Source organism: Empedobacter sp. R750, assembly GCF_030324345.1.
In the GTDB taxonomy this organism is placed as follows: domain Bacteria; phylum Bacteroidota; class Bacteroidia; order Flavobacteriales; family Weeksellaceae; genus Empedobacter; species Empedobacter falsenii_C.
The window spans coordinates 1-18,136 of sequence record NZ_JACAGF010000009.1; the positions used below are offsets into that span (position 1 = coordinate 1).

General features: G+C 29.7%; 18 protein-coding genes. 7 read left to right on the forward strand and 11 right to left on the reverse strand.

Going from position 1 to position 18,136, the window contains the following annotated elements; translation table 11 throughout:
* Nucleotides 1–92: 92 nt before the first annotated feature.
* The 8 genes from HXZ74_RS10215 to HXZ74_RS10250 all read right to left on the reverse strand — a co-directional run bounded on the left by HXZ74_RS10215 (nt 93) and on the right by HXZ74_RS10250 (nt 8,153).
* Complete coding sequence (locus tag HXZ74_RS10215) at nt 93–2,504, reverse strand: DUF5686 family protein (RefSeq protein ID WP_286475196.1); 2,412 nt, start codon at nt 2,502–2,504, stop codon at nt 93–95.
* A 76-nt stretch (nt 2,505–2,580) separates the two neighbouring features.
* Entirely contained in the window at nt 2,581–3,135 is a 555-nt protein-coding gene (frr, locus tag HXZ74_RS10220; protein ID WP_115000990.1) for a ribosome recycling factor, read from the reverse strand.
* Nucleotides 3,136–3,143: 8 nt separating this feature from the next.
* Nucleotides 3,144–3,854 carry a UMP kinase gene (pyrH, locus tag HXZ74_RS10225; protein ID WP_115000992.1) on the reverse strand — a complete coding sequence of 237 codons (711 nt, stop codon included), beginning with the start codon at nt 3,852–3,854 and terminating at the stop codon, nt 3,144–3,146.
* Between the two features lie 50 nt (nt 3,855–3,904).
* Nucleotides 3,905–4,672: a TatD family hydrolase gene (locus tag HXZ74_RS10230; RefSeq protein ID WP_115000994.1), complete on the reverse strand. Its 768-nt coding sequence runs from the start codon at nt 4,670–4,672 to the stop codon at nt 3,905–3,907.
* The gene (locus tag HXZ74_RS10235; RefSeq protein WP_115000996.1) at nt 4,662–5,651 is read right to left on the reverse strand and encodes a GSCFA domain-containing protein; all 990 of its coding nucleotides are present in this window, start codon (nt 5,649–5,651) and stop codon (nt 4,662–4,664) included. Before HXZ74_RS10235 ends, HXZ74_RS10230 begins: the two co-directional genes overlap by 11 nt.
* A gap of 3 nt (nt 5,652–5,654) precedes the next feature.
* Nucleotides 5,655–6,626, reverse strand: a complete 972-nt coding sequence (locus tag HXZ74_RS10240; RefSeq protein ID WP_286475198.1) for a polyprenyl synthetase family protein — start codon at nt 6,624–6,626, stop codon at nt 5,655–5,657.
* 39 nt (nt 6,627–6,665) lie between these two features.
* The gene (locus HXZ74_RS10245; RefSeq protein WP_286475200.1) at nt 6,666–7,163 is read right to left on the reverse strand and encodes a hypothetical protein; all 498 of its coding nucleotides are present in this window, start codon (nt 7,161–7,163) and stop codon (nt 6,666–6,668) included.
* Nucleotides 7,164–8,153 (reverse strand): LLM class flavin-dependent oxidoreductase, encoded by a 990-nt coding sequence (locus HXZ74_RS10250; protein WP_286475202.1) that lies wholly within the window; start codon nt 8,151–8,153, stop codon nt 7,164–7,166.
* 357 nt (nt 8,154–8,510) lie between these two features.
* On the opposite strand from HXZ74_RS10250, the gene HXZ74_RS10255 reads away from it, so the two are divergent.
* Complete coding sequence (locus HXZ74_RS10255) at nt 8,511–10,235, forward strand: tetratricopeptide repeat protein (protein WP_286475205.1); 1,725 nt, start codon at nt 8,511–8,513, stop codon at nt 10,233–10,235.
* A gap of 7 nt (nt 10,236–10,242) precedes the next feature.
* Here HXZ74_RS10255 and HXZ74_RS10260 read toward each other — a convergent pair whose 3' ends face one another.
* Nucleotides 10,243–12,051 carry a chloride channel protein gene (locus HXZ74_RS10260; RefSeq protein ID WP_286475208.1) on the reverse strand — a complete coding sequence of 603 codons (1,809 nt, stop codon included), beginning with the start codon at nt 12,049–12,051 and terminating at the stop codon, nt 10,243–10,245.
* A 370-nt stretch (nt 12,052–12,421) separates the two neighbouring features.
* Here HXZ74_RS10260 and HXZ74_RS10265 point away from each other — a divergent pair, with 370 nt between their 5' ends.
* From HXZ74_RS10265 to HXZ74_RS10280, 4 genes are all read left to right on the forward strand, one after another.
* On the forward strand, nt 12,422–12,946 hold the full coding sequence (locus HXZ74_RS10265) for a hypothetical protein (RefSeq protein ID WP_286475211.1): 525 nt from the start codon (nt 12,422–12,424) through the stop codon (nt 12,944–12,946).
* Between the two features lie 50 nt (nt 12,947–12,996).
* Complete coding sequence (locus tag HXZ74_RS10270; protein WP_280063441.1) at nt 12,997–13,329, forward strand: T9SS type A sorting domain-containing protein; 333 nt, start codon at nt 12,997–12,999, stop codon at nt 13,327–13,329.
* A gap of 262 nt (nt 13,330–13,591) precedes the next feature.
* A complete protein-coding gene (locus HXZ74_RS10275) occupies nt 13,592–14,878 on the forward strand; it encodes a T9SS type A sorting domain-containing protein (RefSeq protein WP_280063440.1) in 1,287 nt (428 codons plus the stop codon).
* A gap of 91 nt (nt 14,879–14,969) precedes the next feature.
* Nucleotides 14,970–15,401, forward strand: coding sequence for an acyltransferase family protein (locus tag HXZ74_RS10280; RefSeq protein WP_286475380.1), 432 nt, complete (start codon nt 14,970–14,972; stop codon nt 15,399–15,401).
* A gap of 249 nt (nt 15,402–15,650) precedes the next feature.
* Here HXZ74_RS10280 and HXZ74_RS10285 read toward each other — a convergent pair whose 3' ends face one another.
* Nucleotides 15,651–16,148: a hypothetical protein gene (locus HXZ74_RS10285; protein WP_286475213.1), complete on the reverse strand. Its 498-nt coding sequence runs from the start codon at nt 16,146–16,148 to the stop codon at nt 15,651–15,653.
* 29 nt (nt 16,149–16,177) lie between these two features.
* Nucleotides 16,178–16,705, reverse strand: coding sequence for a hypothetical protein (locus HXZ74_RS10290; protein WP_280051840.1), 528 nt, complete (start codon nt 16,703–16,705; stop codon nt 16,178–16,180).
* Between the two features lie 174 nt (nt 16,706–16,879).
* Here HXZ74_RS10290 and HXZ74_RS10295 point away from each other — a divergent pair, with 174 nt between their 5' ends.
* Together HXZ74_RS10295 and HXZ74_RS10300 are read left to right on the forward strand one after the other, a co-directional pair.
* On the forward strand, nt 16,880–17,395 hold the full coding sequence (locus HXZ74_RS10295) for a hypothetical protein (protein ID WP_286475216.1): 516 nt from the start codon (nt 16,880–16,882) through the stop codon (nt 17,393–17,395).
* Entirely contained in the window at nt 17,383–18,096 is a 714-nt protein-coding gene (locus tag HXZ74_RS10300; protein WP_286475218.1) for a helix-turn-helix transcriptional regulator, read from the forward strand. The genes HXZ74_RS10295 and HXZ74_RS10300 overlap by 13 nt, the downstream gene beginning before the upstream one ends.
* The last annotated feature ends 40 nt before the right edge of the window (nt 18,097–18,136 follow it).

The following is an 18,136-nucleotide window of genomic DNA, read 5'->3' on the forward strand; positions in this document are numbered from 1 at the left end:
AATTCACAGAATTTATGCACTAATTAAAAATCAAAATATTTATAAAAATAACTTGGTTTTGTCATAGAAATCAGAATGACAGCATCCTTATCCTACAAGAAATTCAAATTAACAGTTAATTTTAAGTAGAAATTATCTTGGAATTTTTCTTCTGAATAAGCGCCTAAACGATAGAATGCTCCCAATCCAAATGTTTTGAAAATTAAATTGTTTACCTCAACACCTGTTTCGTGATAATAATGATTTAAGGTTTTGAACTCTAAATTTTGATGATCAGCTCTATCTTTCATATCACCCAAAACTCCACGGTAAACGAATTGTGGAAAAATAATTTTGTTTCCAACTTTAACACCAGCAAAAATATGTTTCAACTGAAATGACACAAATCGATCCGAATAAAATTCACCTGGACGCATGGTTTCGAAATTCGTTAAACCTCCTACTCCAAAATTCAAAAAGTCATTTCGTTTTGCATTCCCTTGTCCTTCGAACAAATTCATCAACGGCATTTTTCCTTCAACCCAACCCGCATTTACATTGAAATTTGTTTTACCAACTCGCGTATCAAACACATCAAAATAAGATACATTGAAACGAAGTGGATCATAATCAGAATTGAAAATATCCCAATATTTCGTTAGCGTTGCATAGAAAACAGATTTCCCGCTATTCACCGTCACTTTTCCGTAAGGCGTGCGGATAAACTTGTCTTTTGGCGCAAAACGAATCGCTAATTGCGTGTTATACAAATCGTACCAACCAATATTATTCAGGAAAGAATAATCAAATTCTGCTTGTTGTCTTTCGTAATTCGCAGAAATATTAAAGGTTACATTTTTGAAAATATCTTGCTCATATCCAAACGAATAACGTTTATAAGAAAAATATTCGTGGTTATAAATATTACTAAAAGCTCCAGAAATTAGACGTGTATAATTCGATTGTAATAAAATTGGCGTTTTCCCAGAAGCCGAAACATCTTGCGAGTATTTTGCAAAAATTCGACCCGAATAAGGTTTATTTACATAATAATCTCCACCAAATCCAAACTTGAATGTTTCATCTTTGAAACCATAAGCCGAATAAGCATTCAACGAATATTTATCGCTCCAATTTTCGTTTGTATTAAACGCAGCACCAAGTCTAAAACCTTCGTAATCGTTAAACGCTAAGATTTTTGTTAAATCTAAATCAACTTTTCCTAACGATAATTTTCCACCAGAATTGATGATTCGCGTCAATTTCATTTGACGTTCTAACTTATATTTATCGCCAATACTATCGATTGTCGTGTATGTATTTCGCTCTTTGTTCGATAATGACGAATCACGATAATCTTCCATCACATTGTCCCATTTCTTTTCGTTCATATTTTGAAAAGAAATTTCGTCTTCGTAACCTAAAAATTCGTTGCGTTTGAAATGAGCTGGATTCTGAATATCCTTGAAAGTTGTTTCGAGATTAATCCAAATTTTTTCTTTTTTATCAATAAAATCATCATCAGCTAGTTTCTCTGTAATCTTGAAATTACCAGCTTCCATGCGATATTTTTGTTGATTTGGAATCCAAGTTCCATTATTCAATTTCCAATCTGCTTCTAATTCGGCAACATAATTTGAAATCGTATTTTCTGCTTCAATTTTGATTAAAGCATACGTTCTATCATCAATCCAAAGTGTTCCTTTAATTTGTCTTTTATCTGTTTTGATTGATGGAAAAAAGCTAATAACAGCCGTTTTTCGTCCATCAATAAAAATATCTTCTTTGAAACCATAACGGTAATGCGAAAGACCTTCGCGACTTACTGGATTAATAATTCCTTTGAAGAAAAAATTGATTTTATCTTGATCAAAATTGAACGCAATTGGTTGCATCGCCAAATATTCGTACAAAGGCGAACGCATTCCAGAAATACGAGAAGATTGAACGATATTTTTTAGTCCAAAACGCTTCGAAACTTTGTGATCCATTGCACGTTCTCCCAAAAATAAATGACTATTGTCTAACAATTTTTTCCATTGATTATTGACAGAATCTTTGTGATTTTGAGGTTGAATGATAAACGGAATTGAATCGTTATTTACTGTACTCCAGAATTTTGTGTATGATTTTAGGAAAATATTTCCGCCATTTCTGATTGTATTTTTGGACTGATTGCGAATTGCTTTGATAATCAAATTACGACCAACGGAATCATTTGTCGTAAAACTAACCTCATCCAAACTAATGAAAGAAGGTTTCATCATAATTTCGACCAACTTTTTACCGTCAGTCTGAATACTTTCCGAGAAATATCCGTTTTTGATTACATCAATAAAATGAACAGAATCATTGATATCCAATTCTCCTAATTCGTCTGTTTGACCTAGGAATTGTTTGGTATCACTGTAAACATTGGCACCTGTTAAACGAAATTCGTCTTGAGCATCGAATACTCTTACTTTAATTTGAGCAAATGTGGCAATTGAGATACAGAAATTTAGCAGGAATATATAATTCTTCATCGTTTGAAATTGATTATGCAAATAAATAAAAAAAGCAGCGAAACGCTGCCTTAAAATATTTTTTTTTCAAGAAAGATTAAACTTTCATGATTTCAGCTTCTTTTTTCGTTAAAGCTTCTTCTAATTTCTTAGAAAACTTGTCTGTTAATCCTTGTACACGTGTTTCGTAATCTTTCACCATGTCTTCAGAAGCTTCTTTTACAGCTTTCAATGCTTTATTGGCATCTTGGCGTGCATTACGAAGTGAAATTTTTGCAGTTTCCATGTCCGATTTGGCCATTTTCACTAACTCTTTACGACGTTCTTCTGTTACTGGAGGAATACTGATAATGATTGTATCTCCATTGTTAGAAGGTGCAAAACCTAAATTAGCATTAATGATTGCTTTTTCGATTTCGTGAATTAAATTTCTCTCGTATGGTTGAATGCTCAATGTCATTGCATCTGGTGTATTAACATTTGCAATTTGAGTTAACGGAGATAAACTTCCGTAGTAATCAACACGAACTGAACTTAACATTGCAGGAGTAGCTTTACCTGCTCTTAATTTGTCGAATGCAACCTCTAAGTGACTTACAGTTCCCTGCATTTGCTCCTTAGCCGTTTCTAAAATAATATCTAATTCTTCCATTTCGGGATTTATTTATTTGTTACTAGAGTACCTACGTTATCTCCTAAAATTAATTTTTTCAAGTTACCATCTGTATTCATATCAAATACAATAATAGGTAAATTATTTTCTTCACTCAAAGTAAAAGCTGTCATATCCATTACTTTTAAGTTTTTATCATAAACTTCTTGATAAGAAATTGTTTCGAATTTCTCTGCTGTTGGATCTTTTTCTGGATCTGCAGTATAAATTCCATCAACACGAGTTCCTTTCAAAATAACATCAGCTTGCGTTTCAATTGCTCTCAAAACGGCTGCTGTATCTGTTGTAAAATATGGATTTCCTGTTCCTGCACCAAAAATTACGACACGACCTTTTTCTAGATGACGCGTTGCTCTTCTTTTGATAAATGGTTCTGCGATTTGCTCCATACGAATAGCCGTTTGTAAACGCGTATTAACGCCAGCATCTTCCAAAGCTCCTTGCAATGCCATACTGTTAATCACAGTTGCTAACATTCCCATATAATCTCCTTGTACACGATCCATACCAGAAGCAACACCTTGTACACCTCTAAAAATATTACCACCTCCGATTACGATTGCCACTTCGCAACCAAGTTCTGCAACTTCTCTAATTTGTTGCGCATATTGTTTCAGCATATTTGGATCAATACCATATTGTAAATCTCCCATTAATGCTTCACCACTCAATTTAAGTAATATTCTTTTGTATTTCATCTTGTCAAAGGTTTTCTTTTGCAAATATAATTTTTCTATTCTGATTTATCCTAACGTTCGAAAATGTCAAACGCATTTTTTGTTGTAATTGCTGCAATTTCAGCTGGTGTTTGATGATAAATATCGACCAACTTATCGCAAACATGTGTCAAATAACTACTTTCATTTCGTTTTCCACGAAACGGAACTGGAGCTAAATAAGGTGAATCTGTTTCGAGAACGATATGTTTGATATCAAAATCTCCTAAAAATTGATCTATTTTTCCATTTTTGAAGGTTACAACTCCACCAATTCCTAATTTCAAATTAAAATCAATTGCGCGTTGTGCATCTTCTTTTGTTCCAGAAAAACAATGAAAAATTCCAAATAATTTTTCATCTTTCACTTCTTCTAATACTTCAAAAACTTCGTTGAAAGCATCACGGCAATGAATCACAATTGGTAAATTCTTTTCTTTTGCCCATTCAATTTGCGTTTTGAAAGCATCTTGTTGCGTTTGTAAAAAATCTTTTTCCCAATACAAATCAATTCCGATTTCGCCAATCGCTTTAAATGGACGTTTATCAATCCATTCGCGTACATGAGCCAACTCCTCCTCTATTGTATCTGGATGAACCGAACACGGATGCAAACCCATCATTGCAAACATCGAATCTTGATGTTGACTTTCTAATGTCAACATTCTCTCCGTGTAACTTTTATCAATTGCTGGTAAATAAAATCGCTCTACTCCATTTTGCTTTGCTCGCGCAATTACCTCATCTATATCATTCTCAAATTGCTCCGAATATAAATGTGTATGTGTATCAATTAACATGTTTTATTTTTGATTTCAAAAGTTCTTTTTCAGCAGAAAAATCAAGTTGATTTCCTTTTTCTAATTCATTCATCAATGCAATCGTTTTTACTAAAAATTGTTGATGATTGTCTGATTCTTCATTAAAAGGACGATGATTAATCGCTGAAATAACTTTGTTTATTTTTTGAATAATTGTTTGCGTTGATTGTTCGAAATAAGTTTCCGAAAACTTTTCCCAAATATAATCAACGGCTTGTTTTGATGGATGAATCAAATCTTCTTTGAAAAAACGATAATCTCTCAAATCATCTAAAACCAATTCATACGATGGAAAATATTCAACTTGATTATTTTGAAGACTCAATTGATATAAAGCGTCTAACAATCTCGCTTTACTTACATTATTTTCGATCATTCCATCTTTTGTGTGACGAACTGGACTAACTGTTGTAATAATGCGAATAGTTGGATTAATATTCTTCAAATCTGAAACAATTAATTCCAATGATTTTAGATTTTCTTCTGTTGTTAATAATCGTTTTTCAAATTGTTTTGCGTCAACTTTATGACAATTCGCAACAACTTGATTAGATGTTTTCCATTCATAAATCCACGATGTTCCCAATGTAATCATTAACACATCACAAGAAAGAATGTAATCATGAACTTGATCTAAAGTCAAATTTAATTCCTCTAAAACAGCTTCTTTCGTCAACGCATTAAACGAAGAATGTACATCGAAACAGAAAAATTCTTCTCCGTTTTGATGTACATCTGCTGTTGTAAAATATTTTTTTTGAATGCTTCTTTCGATTAAATTTTGAATAGAATGTGAATTAAAAATTACTCCAAAAGGATTAATTAATCCATCAAACTTTAAATCTGTCAAACGTTTTCCAATTTCATCTGAAAAACAAGAGCCTATCGTCAATATTTTATGTTGATGATTGAGCTTAAAATCAGAAGATTGAATTTGAAAAGTCGTTCGAAATTGCATTTTTTATCCTTGTCGATCAATTAAAACCTCGCTTAATTCTCTCAAATAAGATTTACGTTCTTCTGGAACATCAATTTGATCCAAATAGCTGTGCGCTTTATTTGTATATTCTCTAATTAATGTAGAAAGTTTACGGTTAACATTCAGTTTTCTGAATAATTTTTCTACCGCATATACTTTATCGATATTATCTGTATTTGAACTATACCAATATAATAATTCCTCTTTTTCTTCTTCATTTGCCGCTTCTAAAGCAGAAATGTAAAGAATCGTTTTCTTATTCTCGAAAATATCTCCAGCATGTTTTTTACCTAAATGTTCAAGGCTACCAAAAACATCCAAATAATCATCTTTCAATTGATACGCGATTCCTAAATTCAAACCATATTGGTACAATTTATCCGAATCCTCTTCCGAAGCGTTTCCAATCATTGCACCTAATTTCAAAGCACAACCAAGTAAAACACTCGTTTTTAAAGAAATCATATTGATGTAATCATCGTACGAAACATTCAATTTTGTTTCATAATTCACGTCCAATTGTTGTCCTTCACAGACTTCTAAAGCAGTTTTAGAAAATAATTTTGTCGAACTTTTAAATAATTCTGGTTCTAAATCTTCTAAATATTGATACGCTTTTACCAACATTGCATCACCAGAAAGAATCGCTGTATTTAATCCAAATTTTTCGTGAACTGTTGGTTTACTTCTTCTTAATGAAGCATTATCCATAATATCATCGTGCATCAACGAAAAATTATGAAAAAACTCAATCGCTAACGAAGGTTTCAATGCTTTTTCAACTTCACCATCAAACAAATCAGTTCCCAATAAAGTCAAAATTGGACGAATTCTTTTACCACCAATATTCAAAATGTAATCCATCGGTTCGTATAATTCTTCTGGATTTTTAGAAAATGGATTTTTATCAATTGTTTCGGCAATTAATTCGTGTAATTTATCAAATGAGTACATAGTTTGATTTTTGTAAAAATTAAGTTTTGGCAAATATAACTAAGAATGATTGATTTTGGGTTGTTTTCTTTTATTTTTGATTGAACCTAAAAATTCGATTCCGACAATCAAATACAAAAGAATTTGACCAATAATCGCCGCAATAAAATAAGGATGACCTTTTTGTAAAACAATCTCAGCACTTTGCAACGAAGGTATTGTCCAAAAATAAGTAGAAACAATTACTAAAAGCAACGCATTAAGCCTAAAAATCCAAATTTTATTCATTTTATATGTTCCGAAATGGATAAATAAAGCGCCCAAAAAAGTATAAGCCAACACCTCGAAAAATTCGTTCAACACAAATTGTTCTCTAAATAAGCCAAAAATATCTTTGTGACTTACAAACAAAAATTCTTCTGGAACAAGGTAACTCCAATGGTTTGCAATAAAAAATAAAACAAGATTTAGCATCAAAACAATCGTCAATTGATCTTTGAATTGATCAACAAACATTGAATAATACTTGAACTTTGAGATTGATTTCTTTGATTTCATTTAACGAAACAATTCACTTACAATTTGATACGATTTTCGTTTTGCTTTTTGATCAAAAACATTTGTTGAAACCATGATTTCATCAATTTTAGATTCAAAAATAAATTCATCAAAACTCTGCGCCAAAGCACCTTTACTTCCAATAAAAGACAAAGCAGTCATTCCTTTTAGCATATATTTTTGCTCAGGCGAAGCCAATTCTAACTGTGTTTTTTCTGGAGGAACAATTGGCTGACGTTTATCGGTAATAATATTCAAAAAACCTTGGTACATCGACATCGATAAATAATGTGCTTCTTCGTCTGTATTCGCCGCAATTACATTGACACAAGCAATCGTATATGGTTCTTGCAAAAATTCAGAAGGTTGAAATTGAGAGCGATAAATCTCTACCGCATTATAGAATTGTTGTGGCGCAAAATGACCTGCAAACGCATAAGGCAAACCTAATTTAGCCGCCAAAAAAGCCGAATCTGTACTTGATCCTAGAATATAAATCGGCACATTTGCTCCTTCTCCAGGAATTGCACGCACTTTACTTTCTTTATTATCTAAACTAAAATAGTTTTGTAGATTTTTGATTTCAGCTTCAAAATCATAATTCATAAAATTATCGCCTCTACGCAAAATAGACGCCGTTAATTGATCTGTTCCTGGCGCACGACCTAAACCTAAATCGATACGATTTGGATAAAGCGCATCTAATGTTCCAAACTGTTCTGCAACTGATAAAGCAGTATGATTAGGTAACATGATTCCTCCCGAACCAACTTTAATTCTTGAAGTTCCATTTGCTACATAACCTATTAATAAAGAAGTTGCCGCACTCGCAACATTTTGCATATTATGATGTTCGGATAGCCAATAACGACTATACCCTATTTCGTCGACAAATTTTGCGTTATCTAACGTGTTTTTGAACGTTTGATTTAATGTATCCCCTTCTCTCACATAAGCCAAATCTAACACCGAGTAATTTATTTTTCTCATCCGTTCTTCTCTAATTAAAATATGAAACTAAATTACAAAGAAAAAATTTAAAAAAAATTCCTCCATAATATACATTATAGAGGAGATAAATTTGATAATTGGATTTATAAATAGGTTTAAGTAGTTGAGAGCGTTTAGTTTTTAATTAATAGTTTGATGATAGATTAGTAATCTTTCGAAATACATAATTCAAAAATAGATTATAAATCAAAAAAAATTATATTTTCAGGGGGGACAATTGAGGGGACAAATTACATTTAATTCATTTTCAATTATTTATCCTTTACAAAAAAAGGATAAAATATTTTAAGATTATCTAAAATAAACTAAATATTAAAATTATATTTGAAAAAAAATATGCTCAAGTCCTCTATATTTTTTACTTTTTTACTAAACCTAATACTTTTATTCTCATCATTTGAATCATTTCATACTGTATATGATGATCAAATTGCATTAGAAAAAATCATATTTCAAAATAGAGATGTTGAAGATTCGTTACAATTGCAACTTAATTTTAATGAAATTAATCGTCAATCGACTTCTAATTTTAAACAAAAAAATCAAATTATTTATCAAGTATTATTAGCAAATATTTATGCTCAAAACTATGATAAGTTAAATGTAAAAAGCGAATCATTATATAATTCCGCATTAAAAAAGGCTAAAAAATTAGATTCGAACATTCAGATTTGGGTGAATACACAATTCGGATTCTATTTTTATAATTTCAGTCAATATCAAAATGCTTATCCATATTTTATGGAAGCTTCGAAACTTATCGACTTGACAGAAGATGAGAAAATTTTGTCTAAAAGTGATGTTTACAAAAAAAACGCATTTTACTTTATGAACGTTAAAGAGTATGATAAAAGTGAGAAATATCTTTTGTTGGCATTAAAATATACGGAGAAAAATGATAATGAATATGGTACAATTCTGAATGCAGTTGGACATAATTATTTGAATAAAACCAATTTCACCAAAGCAAATTATTATTTTGAGCTGACCAAAAAATATGCTTTACAAAACAAAGACGAAATTCGTTATGCAAAAGCTTTGGGTGATATCGCTTCTATAAACATACACAATAAAGATTATTCACTTGCTATAGATAATCTAAAAAAGGATATCGAAATTTCTAAAAATCTTGTAAATCATCGAAATCTTATGTATGCGAATATTCAGCTAGGAAAATTGTATTTGCAACTTAATCATTTGAAAGAGGCAAAAAATATTTTGATTGAAGCAAAAGAATATGCTGCACAAAAGAAATATTTAAATAGCTATGAATTTGACATTTACACCATTTTATTAGAAATCGCAATACGAGAAAATAACGAAGCTGACGAATTATTTGCAAGAAGAAGGTTGAGTATTTTAGAAAATGAAATTCAAAAATCAGACGGAAAAGATGTTATAAATGAAATAAATTGGAAGATTCAGAAAGAAAATTTCAATTATAAATTTGAGACCGAAAAAGTAAAACAAGAAAAAGCAATTTTATTAAAAAACGCTTTACTTTTGATTACATTATTATTGATTATCATCATTTTATTTGTCATCATTTCCTATCGTAGAAGAATAAAAATTCAAAATTCTAATTATGAAAATAAGGTTTTATCTATTCAAAATGATAAACTAAAATCTGAGAATAAGTTAAATGAAACGACCAAAACACTCGAAGCTTATAAAACTTATTTATCCGAAAAAAATAAACAAATTGTTACGCTGAAAAAAGAAATCAATACAGTTTCGAATTCAAATTTCTCAAATAAAGCACAGCAATATGATGAATTAGTTAATTTATTAGATTCTCATCTTATGACAGCTAAAAACTGGACAAACTTTAAAAGTATTTTCGATCATGAGCAGAAAAATTTTATTGAACATTTAGATCAAAACTTTCCTGGATTAACAGAATCTAATTTGAAAATAATTTACTTGTTAAAATTAGGTTTAACCAATATTGAAATATCTCAACTTTTAGGAATTTCTGCAGATTCAGTCAAAAAATCGAAACAGCGCTTAAAAAAGAAATATGAAAATTTTGAGTTGATTTTTAAAGATAATGATGATTAAGAAACAATTATTCAATTCTCAACTTATTCAAATTACTTCGATAACTTTCTAATAATAAACTTTCCGTTACATAACCTTCAAATTTACCTTTTTTAGTGAGTAAAATATAATCTATTTTTTTTGCTTCCATCATTTTCATCACGTTTGCAGCATTCGTAAAAATAGATGTCGAAGTTGCTTCTGTAATACATTCTAAGTAGCTTTTATCAATATTATCATTAAAAATAAATGATCGAATATTATCTAAAACTATAACTCCATGAATCGATTTATCTTCGTTTAGAACTGGAATAAAGTCTTGTGTTGTAGTAGAAAAAATTTCTTTTATATCTTCAATTGAATTGTAAACTGTCAATGTTTTGATATTCTTGATATAAATCGAAAACAAATCAATTTTATTGAACAAATTTCGGTCTTTATCAGATGTAAAAACAATTCCTTTTTCTGCTATTGCGTATATATCCATCGAATATTTGTCGTATCGTTTTGAAATTGCAAAACTTATCGAAGAAACAATCATCAAAGGAATAATCAATCCATAACCTCCCGTAATTTCGGCTATTAGGAAAATCGCTGTTAATGGGGCGTGAAACAATCCACTTAAAACAGCTGCCATTCCAACAACTGTAAAATTACCAACAGGAACTTCTTTGAAACCGATTAAATTAAAGAATTTTGCAACGACAAAACCAAGATAAGACCCAACAAATAAAGAGGGCGCGAAGTTTCCTCCGTTTCCTCCACTTCCTAAAGTTAGACCTGTTGCAATAGATTTGATTAAAATTGTGACAAAAACAAATCCTAAAACTATCCATTGATTCGTTCTAAAACTCTCTAATAAAGAGTTATTTAAAATAAAACCCGCTTCATCATTTGCTAAATATTTTATACTCTCATAACCTTCACCAAATAAAGTTGGAAAAAAGAAAATCAATATCGCTAAACTTCCCGCTCCAACAATCGCTCGCCAATATACATTATCCGAATAATTTCCTATCAAATGTTCTACTTTACGAAATAATCGAGCATGATAAACAGAAACAAACCCCGCCAAAACACCCAAAATAACATAGAAAATAACATTATGATAATCAAACCCTAACGCATAACGAAAGGATAATAACATATTGCTTTTTAAAGTTAAATTAGCAATTAAAGCCCCTGTTGCAGAAGATAACAATAAAGGAATAAAAGCAGTAACACTCATATCCGCTAATACAATTTCTATCGCAAACAAAACGCCCGCAATTGGTGCATTAAAAGCAGTCGCAATCCCAGCTGCAACACCACAAGCCAATAGTAATGTACGTTCTTTATATTTAAATCTGTAATATTGGGCATAATTAGAACCAAATGCCGCTCCAGTAATTGTAATCGGAGACTCTAAACCTGCCGAACCACCCATACCAACTGTTAAGGAACTCGTTAAAATCTGAGCATACATTTGTTTTTTAGGCATTATTCCAGATTTTTTAGCTACAGCAATCATGATTTGAGAAGTTCCCTTTTCTATCGAACCATCCAAAAATTTCTGCACTACAAAAACCGTCAACAAAATACCTATAATTGGCAATATACTATTGATGTAAGGCAGTTTGACTAAATTATTAATATAAATAGTAAATTGAAAAACATTGTGCGCAAAAGTTTTTAGCACAATCACTGCAAAAGCAGATGAAATAGCTACCAAAATACACGATAAATACAAAAATTGTCGCTCTGATAAAACTAATTTTAACAGGTTCAACAAGTTTTGAAAAAAATTAAATGATTTTTTAATGTATTGAAAAAACTTTTGTTTTGTAGAAAGTCGCATACTCCAAAAATAGTGTACCTTTTGTTTATTGCCTAATTTAACTGCCACGAATTACACAAAAAGTAAACCAATAATACATAAAAGAATAAATTTTTTGAGAAAAAAAATAATTAATCATCTAATAACTATTTAATGCTAACAACTTCAATGATCTATAAACATTCACTTTTATAAATTATTTACTTTTCTATGATTCACTAAATAAAAGAATATTCATTAAAAGCATTTTTACAATTAATAAAATAACTTATTAATAATAAACACTTTAAACTTTATTATTTCAGAATAAACATTTACATACATAACTAAACAGCAATTGATTGAGAATAAAATATATTTTTATAATTCAATGAATTAACACTTTAAAATAATGAAAAAAATTTACTTCAAGCTTATTGGTTTAACCATGGGTGTATTTATGTTAACTAGTAATAAAACTAATGCACAAGTTTATGTTATTGGAAATGGAGAATATGCTACAAGTGTATCAAATGATGGAAATGTTGTTGTTCTTTTTGGATTGGACAATAACTATTATTGGACAAAATACAAAGGTGTTCAACAACTAGGAGAAATAGTACCTGGAAGTTATAATGGTGGTGTTTCTACAGTTACAGCTGACGGAAAAATAATTTCTACTAATGTTGTTGATCCTAAAACAGGTATTAATCAAATTGCTACTTATAATTTAGAAAAAGATGAGTGGAATTACTTAGGTGGTCTTGGTAAAATTGTTGATAGTGAAACAAGTTCTGTATGGGGTATGACAGGAAACGGATCGTCAATAGTTGGAATCGCAAGTACATCCGACGGATATGGTCACGCTGTTAAATGGACAAAAGAAACTGGTTTAGTTGATTTATTTGGACAAAGGAAACAGGAAAAATCAGTTTAGATGAATATGTAAAAAATCTAGGATATGATAATTTAGGAATTACCTTTTCTTTGCCTTATGCAATATCTAAAGACGGAACAAAAATTGTCGGTGTAGGAAGAACAACTGAAGAAGCAGTTTCTTTTATGATTTCTCTTCCTAAATTAGGAACTTCAGAAGTAAATCAAGTTGAATATTCTGTTTTTCCTAATCCTACAAGTGATATAATAAACATTGAAACAAAAGGAAAATTATCTTCATCAATATTATATAATATGACTGGACAAAAAGTTCTTTCTACTAATGAAAAACAACTTAATATTTCGTCCCTACCTAAAGGTACTTACGTTCTAAAAACAATTATTGATGGAAATGAAAACACTAAAAAAATTATTAAAAAGTAAATTTTATTAATCAATATTTAACAAGCCGGAAATTAATTTCTGGCTTGTTTATTTATTACTATAATATTTTCAATAAAAATTATTAAAATTAATTCAAAGAATTTCCTTAAAATCATTTAACTAACAAAACATACAAAATAATATTAATCAACACTTTATTCTTTATAATTTAAGAAAACAATATAACTTTATCCAAAACAAATCATCCTCAGTTAATAAAGTCTAAATTTATCATTCAAATTAATTAACACAGAAATTTATTATGAAAAAAATTTACTCAAAACTTAAAAGTTTAGCTGTATTATCAGCTTTAATTGGGGGAACAAGCTTTGTTAATGCACAAGTTTATGTTGTTGGAGATGGTCAAACTGCATACAGTGTATCAGAAAATGGAAAAGTTGTAGTATTAAACACAGTTGATAATAATTTTTATTGGACACCAGAGAAAGGTATTCATTTATTAGGAGAAATTGCTTCTGACACTTCAAACTCAGGGCATCCATTGGTTACTGCTGATGGTAAAAAAATTGCTGTAATGGTTGCTAAACCTGAAACAGGTGTAAACCAAATGTCTATTTATGATATCGAATCTGACACATGGAAATATCTAGGCGGACTTGGGGGAGTTTCAGATAACGAAACAAGTTCTGTTTGGGGAATGAGTGCTGATGGAAAATATATTTCGGGATTAGGTGCTACTAAAGACGGAAGTTTTCATGGTATTGTGTGGAACGAAGCAACTGGATTTACAGATTTAAAAACTGATGGCGAGTATTATTCTCGAGCGAATGGAATTAGTGATGATGGTAAAATTGTTGTTGGTTGGCACGATACTGACTTTGACCGTTGGGGTGTTTACTGGGAGAATGGTGAAAGACATCAAGTTTTAGATCAAGACGGATATGAAGTTCTTGAATTAGCAGGAGTTTCTGGTAACGGAAAATGGATGATTGGTGCAACGGGAGAAGATGTAGCTATGCGTTACAGTAAAGAAACAGGCGTACAATTGATAGAACATCCTAAACAAGGATTCTATTTTAATGGGGCTGCAACAGCTATAAATACTGACGGTAGCGTTATTGTAGGTTTTTATAGACCTTGGCCTGGACCTGCATTCATGGGAGAAGGATTTATTTGGACTGAAAAAACAGGACGAGTTGAATTAAATGAATATGTAAAATCTCTTGGTTATGATGATTTAGGTATTACATTCGCATTACCTCTAGGAATGTCTAAAGATGGAACTAAAATTGTTGGTTTAGGCAAAACCGATGAAGGTGTTGTTTCTTTCCTTATTTCTTTACCTAAATTAGCTACTACAGAAGTTAATACAGTAAAATTTGATATATATCCAAACCCAAGTTCAGATGTTATCAATATAGAAAGTAAAGGAAATGTAACTGCTTCTGTTTTATACAATATGGCTGGACAAAAAGTTCTTGATTCTGATAAGAAACAAATCAATATTTCTTCTTTACCTACAGGAACTTATATTTTAAAAACTACTATTGATGGTAAAGATGTTACGAAAAAAGTAATGAAAAAATAATTTACCTTTATTCATATCATAAAAAAATCTCGAGCAGATGCTTGAGATTTTTTTATTTAATTAATTTTCTTATTTCGATTTTATTTTAGGAATTATTACCTGTCAAATCTATAAAAAGATAAAAGATACGCCTATCAATTTTTCGAAAGGAACTTTAATAGAAATCATTGCAATTACAGTTTTGGCAATCTTTTTTTACTTCCACAATGATGTTGCGAGAGCTTTTCGTTACGGAATTTACTATTGGATTCCGATGATTGGAATTATTCTAATTTTTGCATTACAAAAAGGTTTCTTTTCGAGAATACTTCAACACAAAATTCTGGTTTATTTAGGTGAAATCAGTTTTGCGTTTTACATGATTCATATGATTGTGATAAAATATGGAAATCAATATTTACCTAAAATCAATGATTTTCAGAAAATTGGAATTTATTTTATAATTGCTTTAATTCTAAGTGCATTAACGTTTGAATATTTTGAGAAACCCGTTGCGAAGTGGATTAAAAATAAAGTGAAGTAGTAGCGAGTATTTCTAAAAATTAATTCAAATAGTTGATTATAATTGAAATTGTAACAATGATAATTGAAACAACAATCAAAATATCTAAGTAATTTATTTTTTTCGAACCAAAATTTGTTGTTCGTTTGCGTTTTCGTGAATACACTATTTCTTTGTTCATTTTTTTAAAAGAAAATAAGCCGCGAGTTATCACGACTTATTTGTCAAATAATTAATAGTACATTATATAGTTAAAAGTTTTTAGTAATCCTATTGGTACTTGTAACAGCTTCCTGTTTTCTTCGCCGATTTACCTGCCATTTTATCAGATAATAATAAAATAAATGGGCATCTAACCTCTGCAGCTTGTTGTTTTAAAACTTTTTCTGCACGTTCATCTTTTCCATTTCCTGATCTGAAATTGATCATACCTGTTTTAGATTTCAAATCATCTCCTTTTTTTAGACCTGCTACTAAAGCCTTATCTTCCAAAATAATCACTTTCCCCCAATCTTTATCATCAGTAATTTCAATTTTATTAGAAACATCCTCAATACGCGTACTTTTCCCGTAAAATACTTTATTAACAGAATATTTACTCAAAGACTGTATAGCATCTTCTCCATCATACGTATACTCTACCGTAAATTCACCTACACGTTTGATTTGACCTTCGATAATTTCTCCAGAATGTTTGTAAATTTTATCTACTTGTCCAAAAGCTACCGAAGCCATAAGACCTAATCCTAAAATAAAAATGTTTTTCATTGTTAATTGTTTTTAATATTGACTTAATTTTAATTGATTTCTAAAATACTTTCAGTTTCGTTGATTGTAATTATGGTTTTTAGAGGACTAGATTCCATTAAACCATAATTTTCTTTTAGATTGGTGGTCGGTTTTTTCAATAAATCAATTAATTGATCAATTGATTCTTGATAGATTTTCTTTTTTGTTGAGTTCTTAACTAAAGAAATATAATACGTCTTATAGTTTTTCTTAATTGGAGCTTCTTTTTCTATTTCTTCTGCAATATTTTTAAAGAAACTAGTTCTATTTTCAGAATTTTTGACCACAATACGTTTTATATTTTTACCTTCAGTTTCTACCTCAATATTCAACGTATATGGTTCTATTTTTACTGAATTGAACATTACTTTTTGATTTCCAAAATTGTCTTCAATAGATGTAGAAGAAACCTTATAAAAATCTTCAAACTCATTTACACGATTTCCAATAAATTGTTTTAAATTTTTATAATCCAAATTTTGAGAAAAACCCAAACTACACAACAGTACTAATAAAGTAGATAAAATAGTCTTCATTTTTAATAAATAATTAGCTATTAACACCAGATTTATGTGTTAAATAAATTCTTTGCAAATTTTAAGATTCAGTACATAAATTCCTATTTTTGCAGGAGTAGTTAAAAGGTAGTTTCATAATTACTACCTACGGGTAGTTGAATTACTTTACTAAATATCAGTTATATAATAAAAATGAACAACAAAATACTTTTTATCTTCTTTACATTATTTTTTACCCAGGTAGGGATAGGAAATACAATAAATTCCGAAATTCTAAAGAAAGAAATCTCATATTATAATGAAATCGGTTCATTTGATAAATCAATTATCAAATTAGATAGTATTATACATTCTAAAAACGTAACGAATTACGATTTATATAATTTGTATTTGTTAAAATATCTTACGTATAAAACATTATTAAATTATCCAGAAGCAGAAGAAAATTTAAACGTTGCTGAAAAATATGGTTTAAAAAGTTCAAAATACAAAGCCGAAGTTGAGACAAGAGTTTTGATTGAACGAATATTTATCCAATTTGATTATTTAAAATATGATAAGGTTGAGGAATTGCTCCAAAAAGTAAATAAATCCAATTTAAAATATTTGGATGCCGAAACGTATGGTTTTTATATTTCTGTTCTAGGCACAATGAATAGTTTAAATAAAAATTATATTCAAGCAGAAAAAGATTATTGGATGGTATAGAAATTTTGAAGCAAAAATCTCCCAAACATTTACCTAATATTTATAGAAAGCTTTTACACTTATATACAGAAACAAAAGATAATAAGAAGGCTTTAGAAGCTTTTAACAAAGGGTTGTATTATGCAAAACATTATGGTATAAAACTTTATATTTTGAATATGTACGAATCTCTTACTTGGCATTATGCTCAGAATGAAGTTTGGGAAAAAGCATATAAAACAAGATTAATTGTGAATGATCTTGCAACTGATTATGATGCAATTAATCAAAGTGGAAAATTACAAAATTTAGAAAGAGAAATCATTAACAAGCGAAATGATTTAGAAGTTCGAAATCAGAAAAATATCCGACTATTTCTGGTTATTATTTCTGCAATTTTGATCATATTATTAATTGTTCTTTATAAATTCTACAAGATAAACATCGAAAAAAGAAAACTTGTTGAAAACGAAAATGAACGGATGAGAAATAAACTTTCTAATTTGATTAATCATTCAAATAATGCAAATCAAGTTGAAAAGAAAATCATTTTAAGTGATTATAATCTTTCGGAAAGGCAATTGGATATCATCGAATTAGTGAAGAAAGGATTTACAAATAAAGAAATTGCAACTGAACTCTATATTTCTGAGAATACAGTGAAATATCATTTGAAGGTTATTTACAATACTTTGGGAATAGAGAGTCGTAATTCGTTGTAAATAGAAAAGTCTACTCACTTTATATGAGTAGACTTTTTGT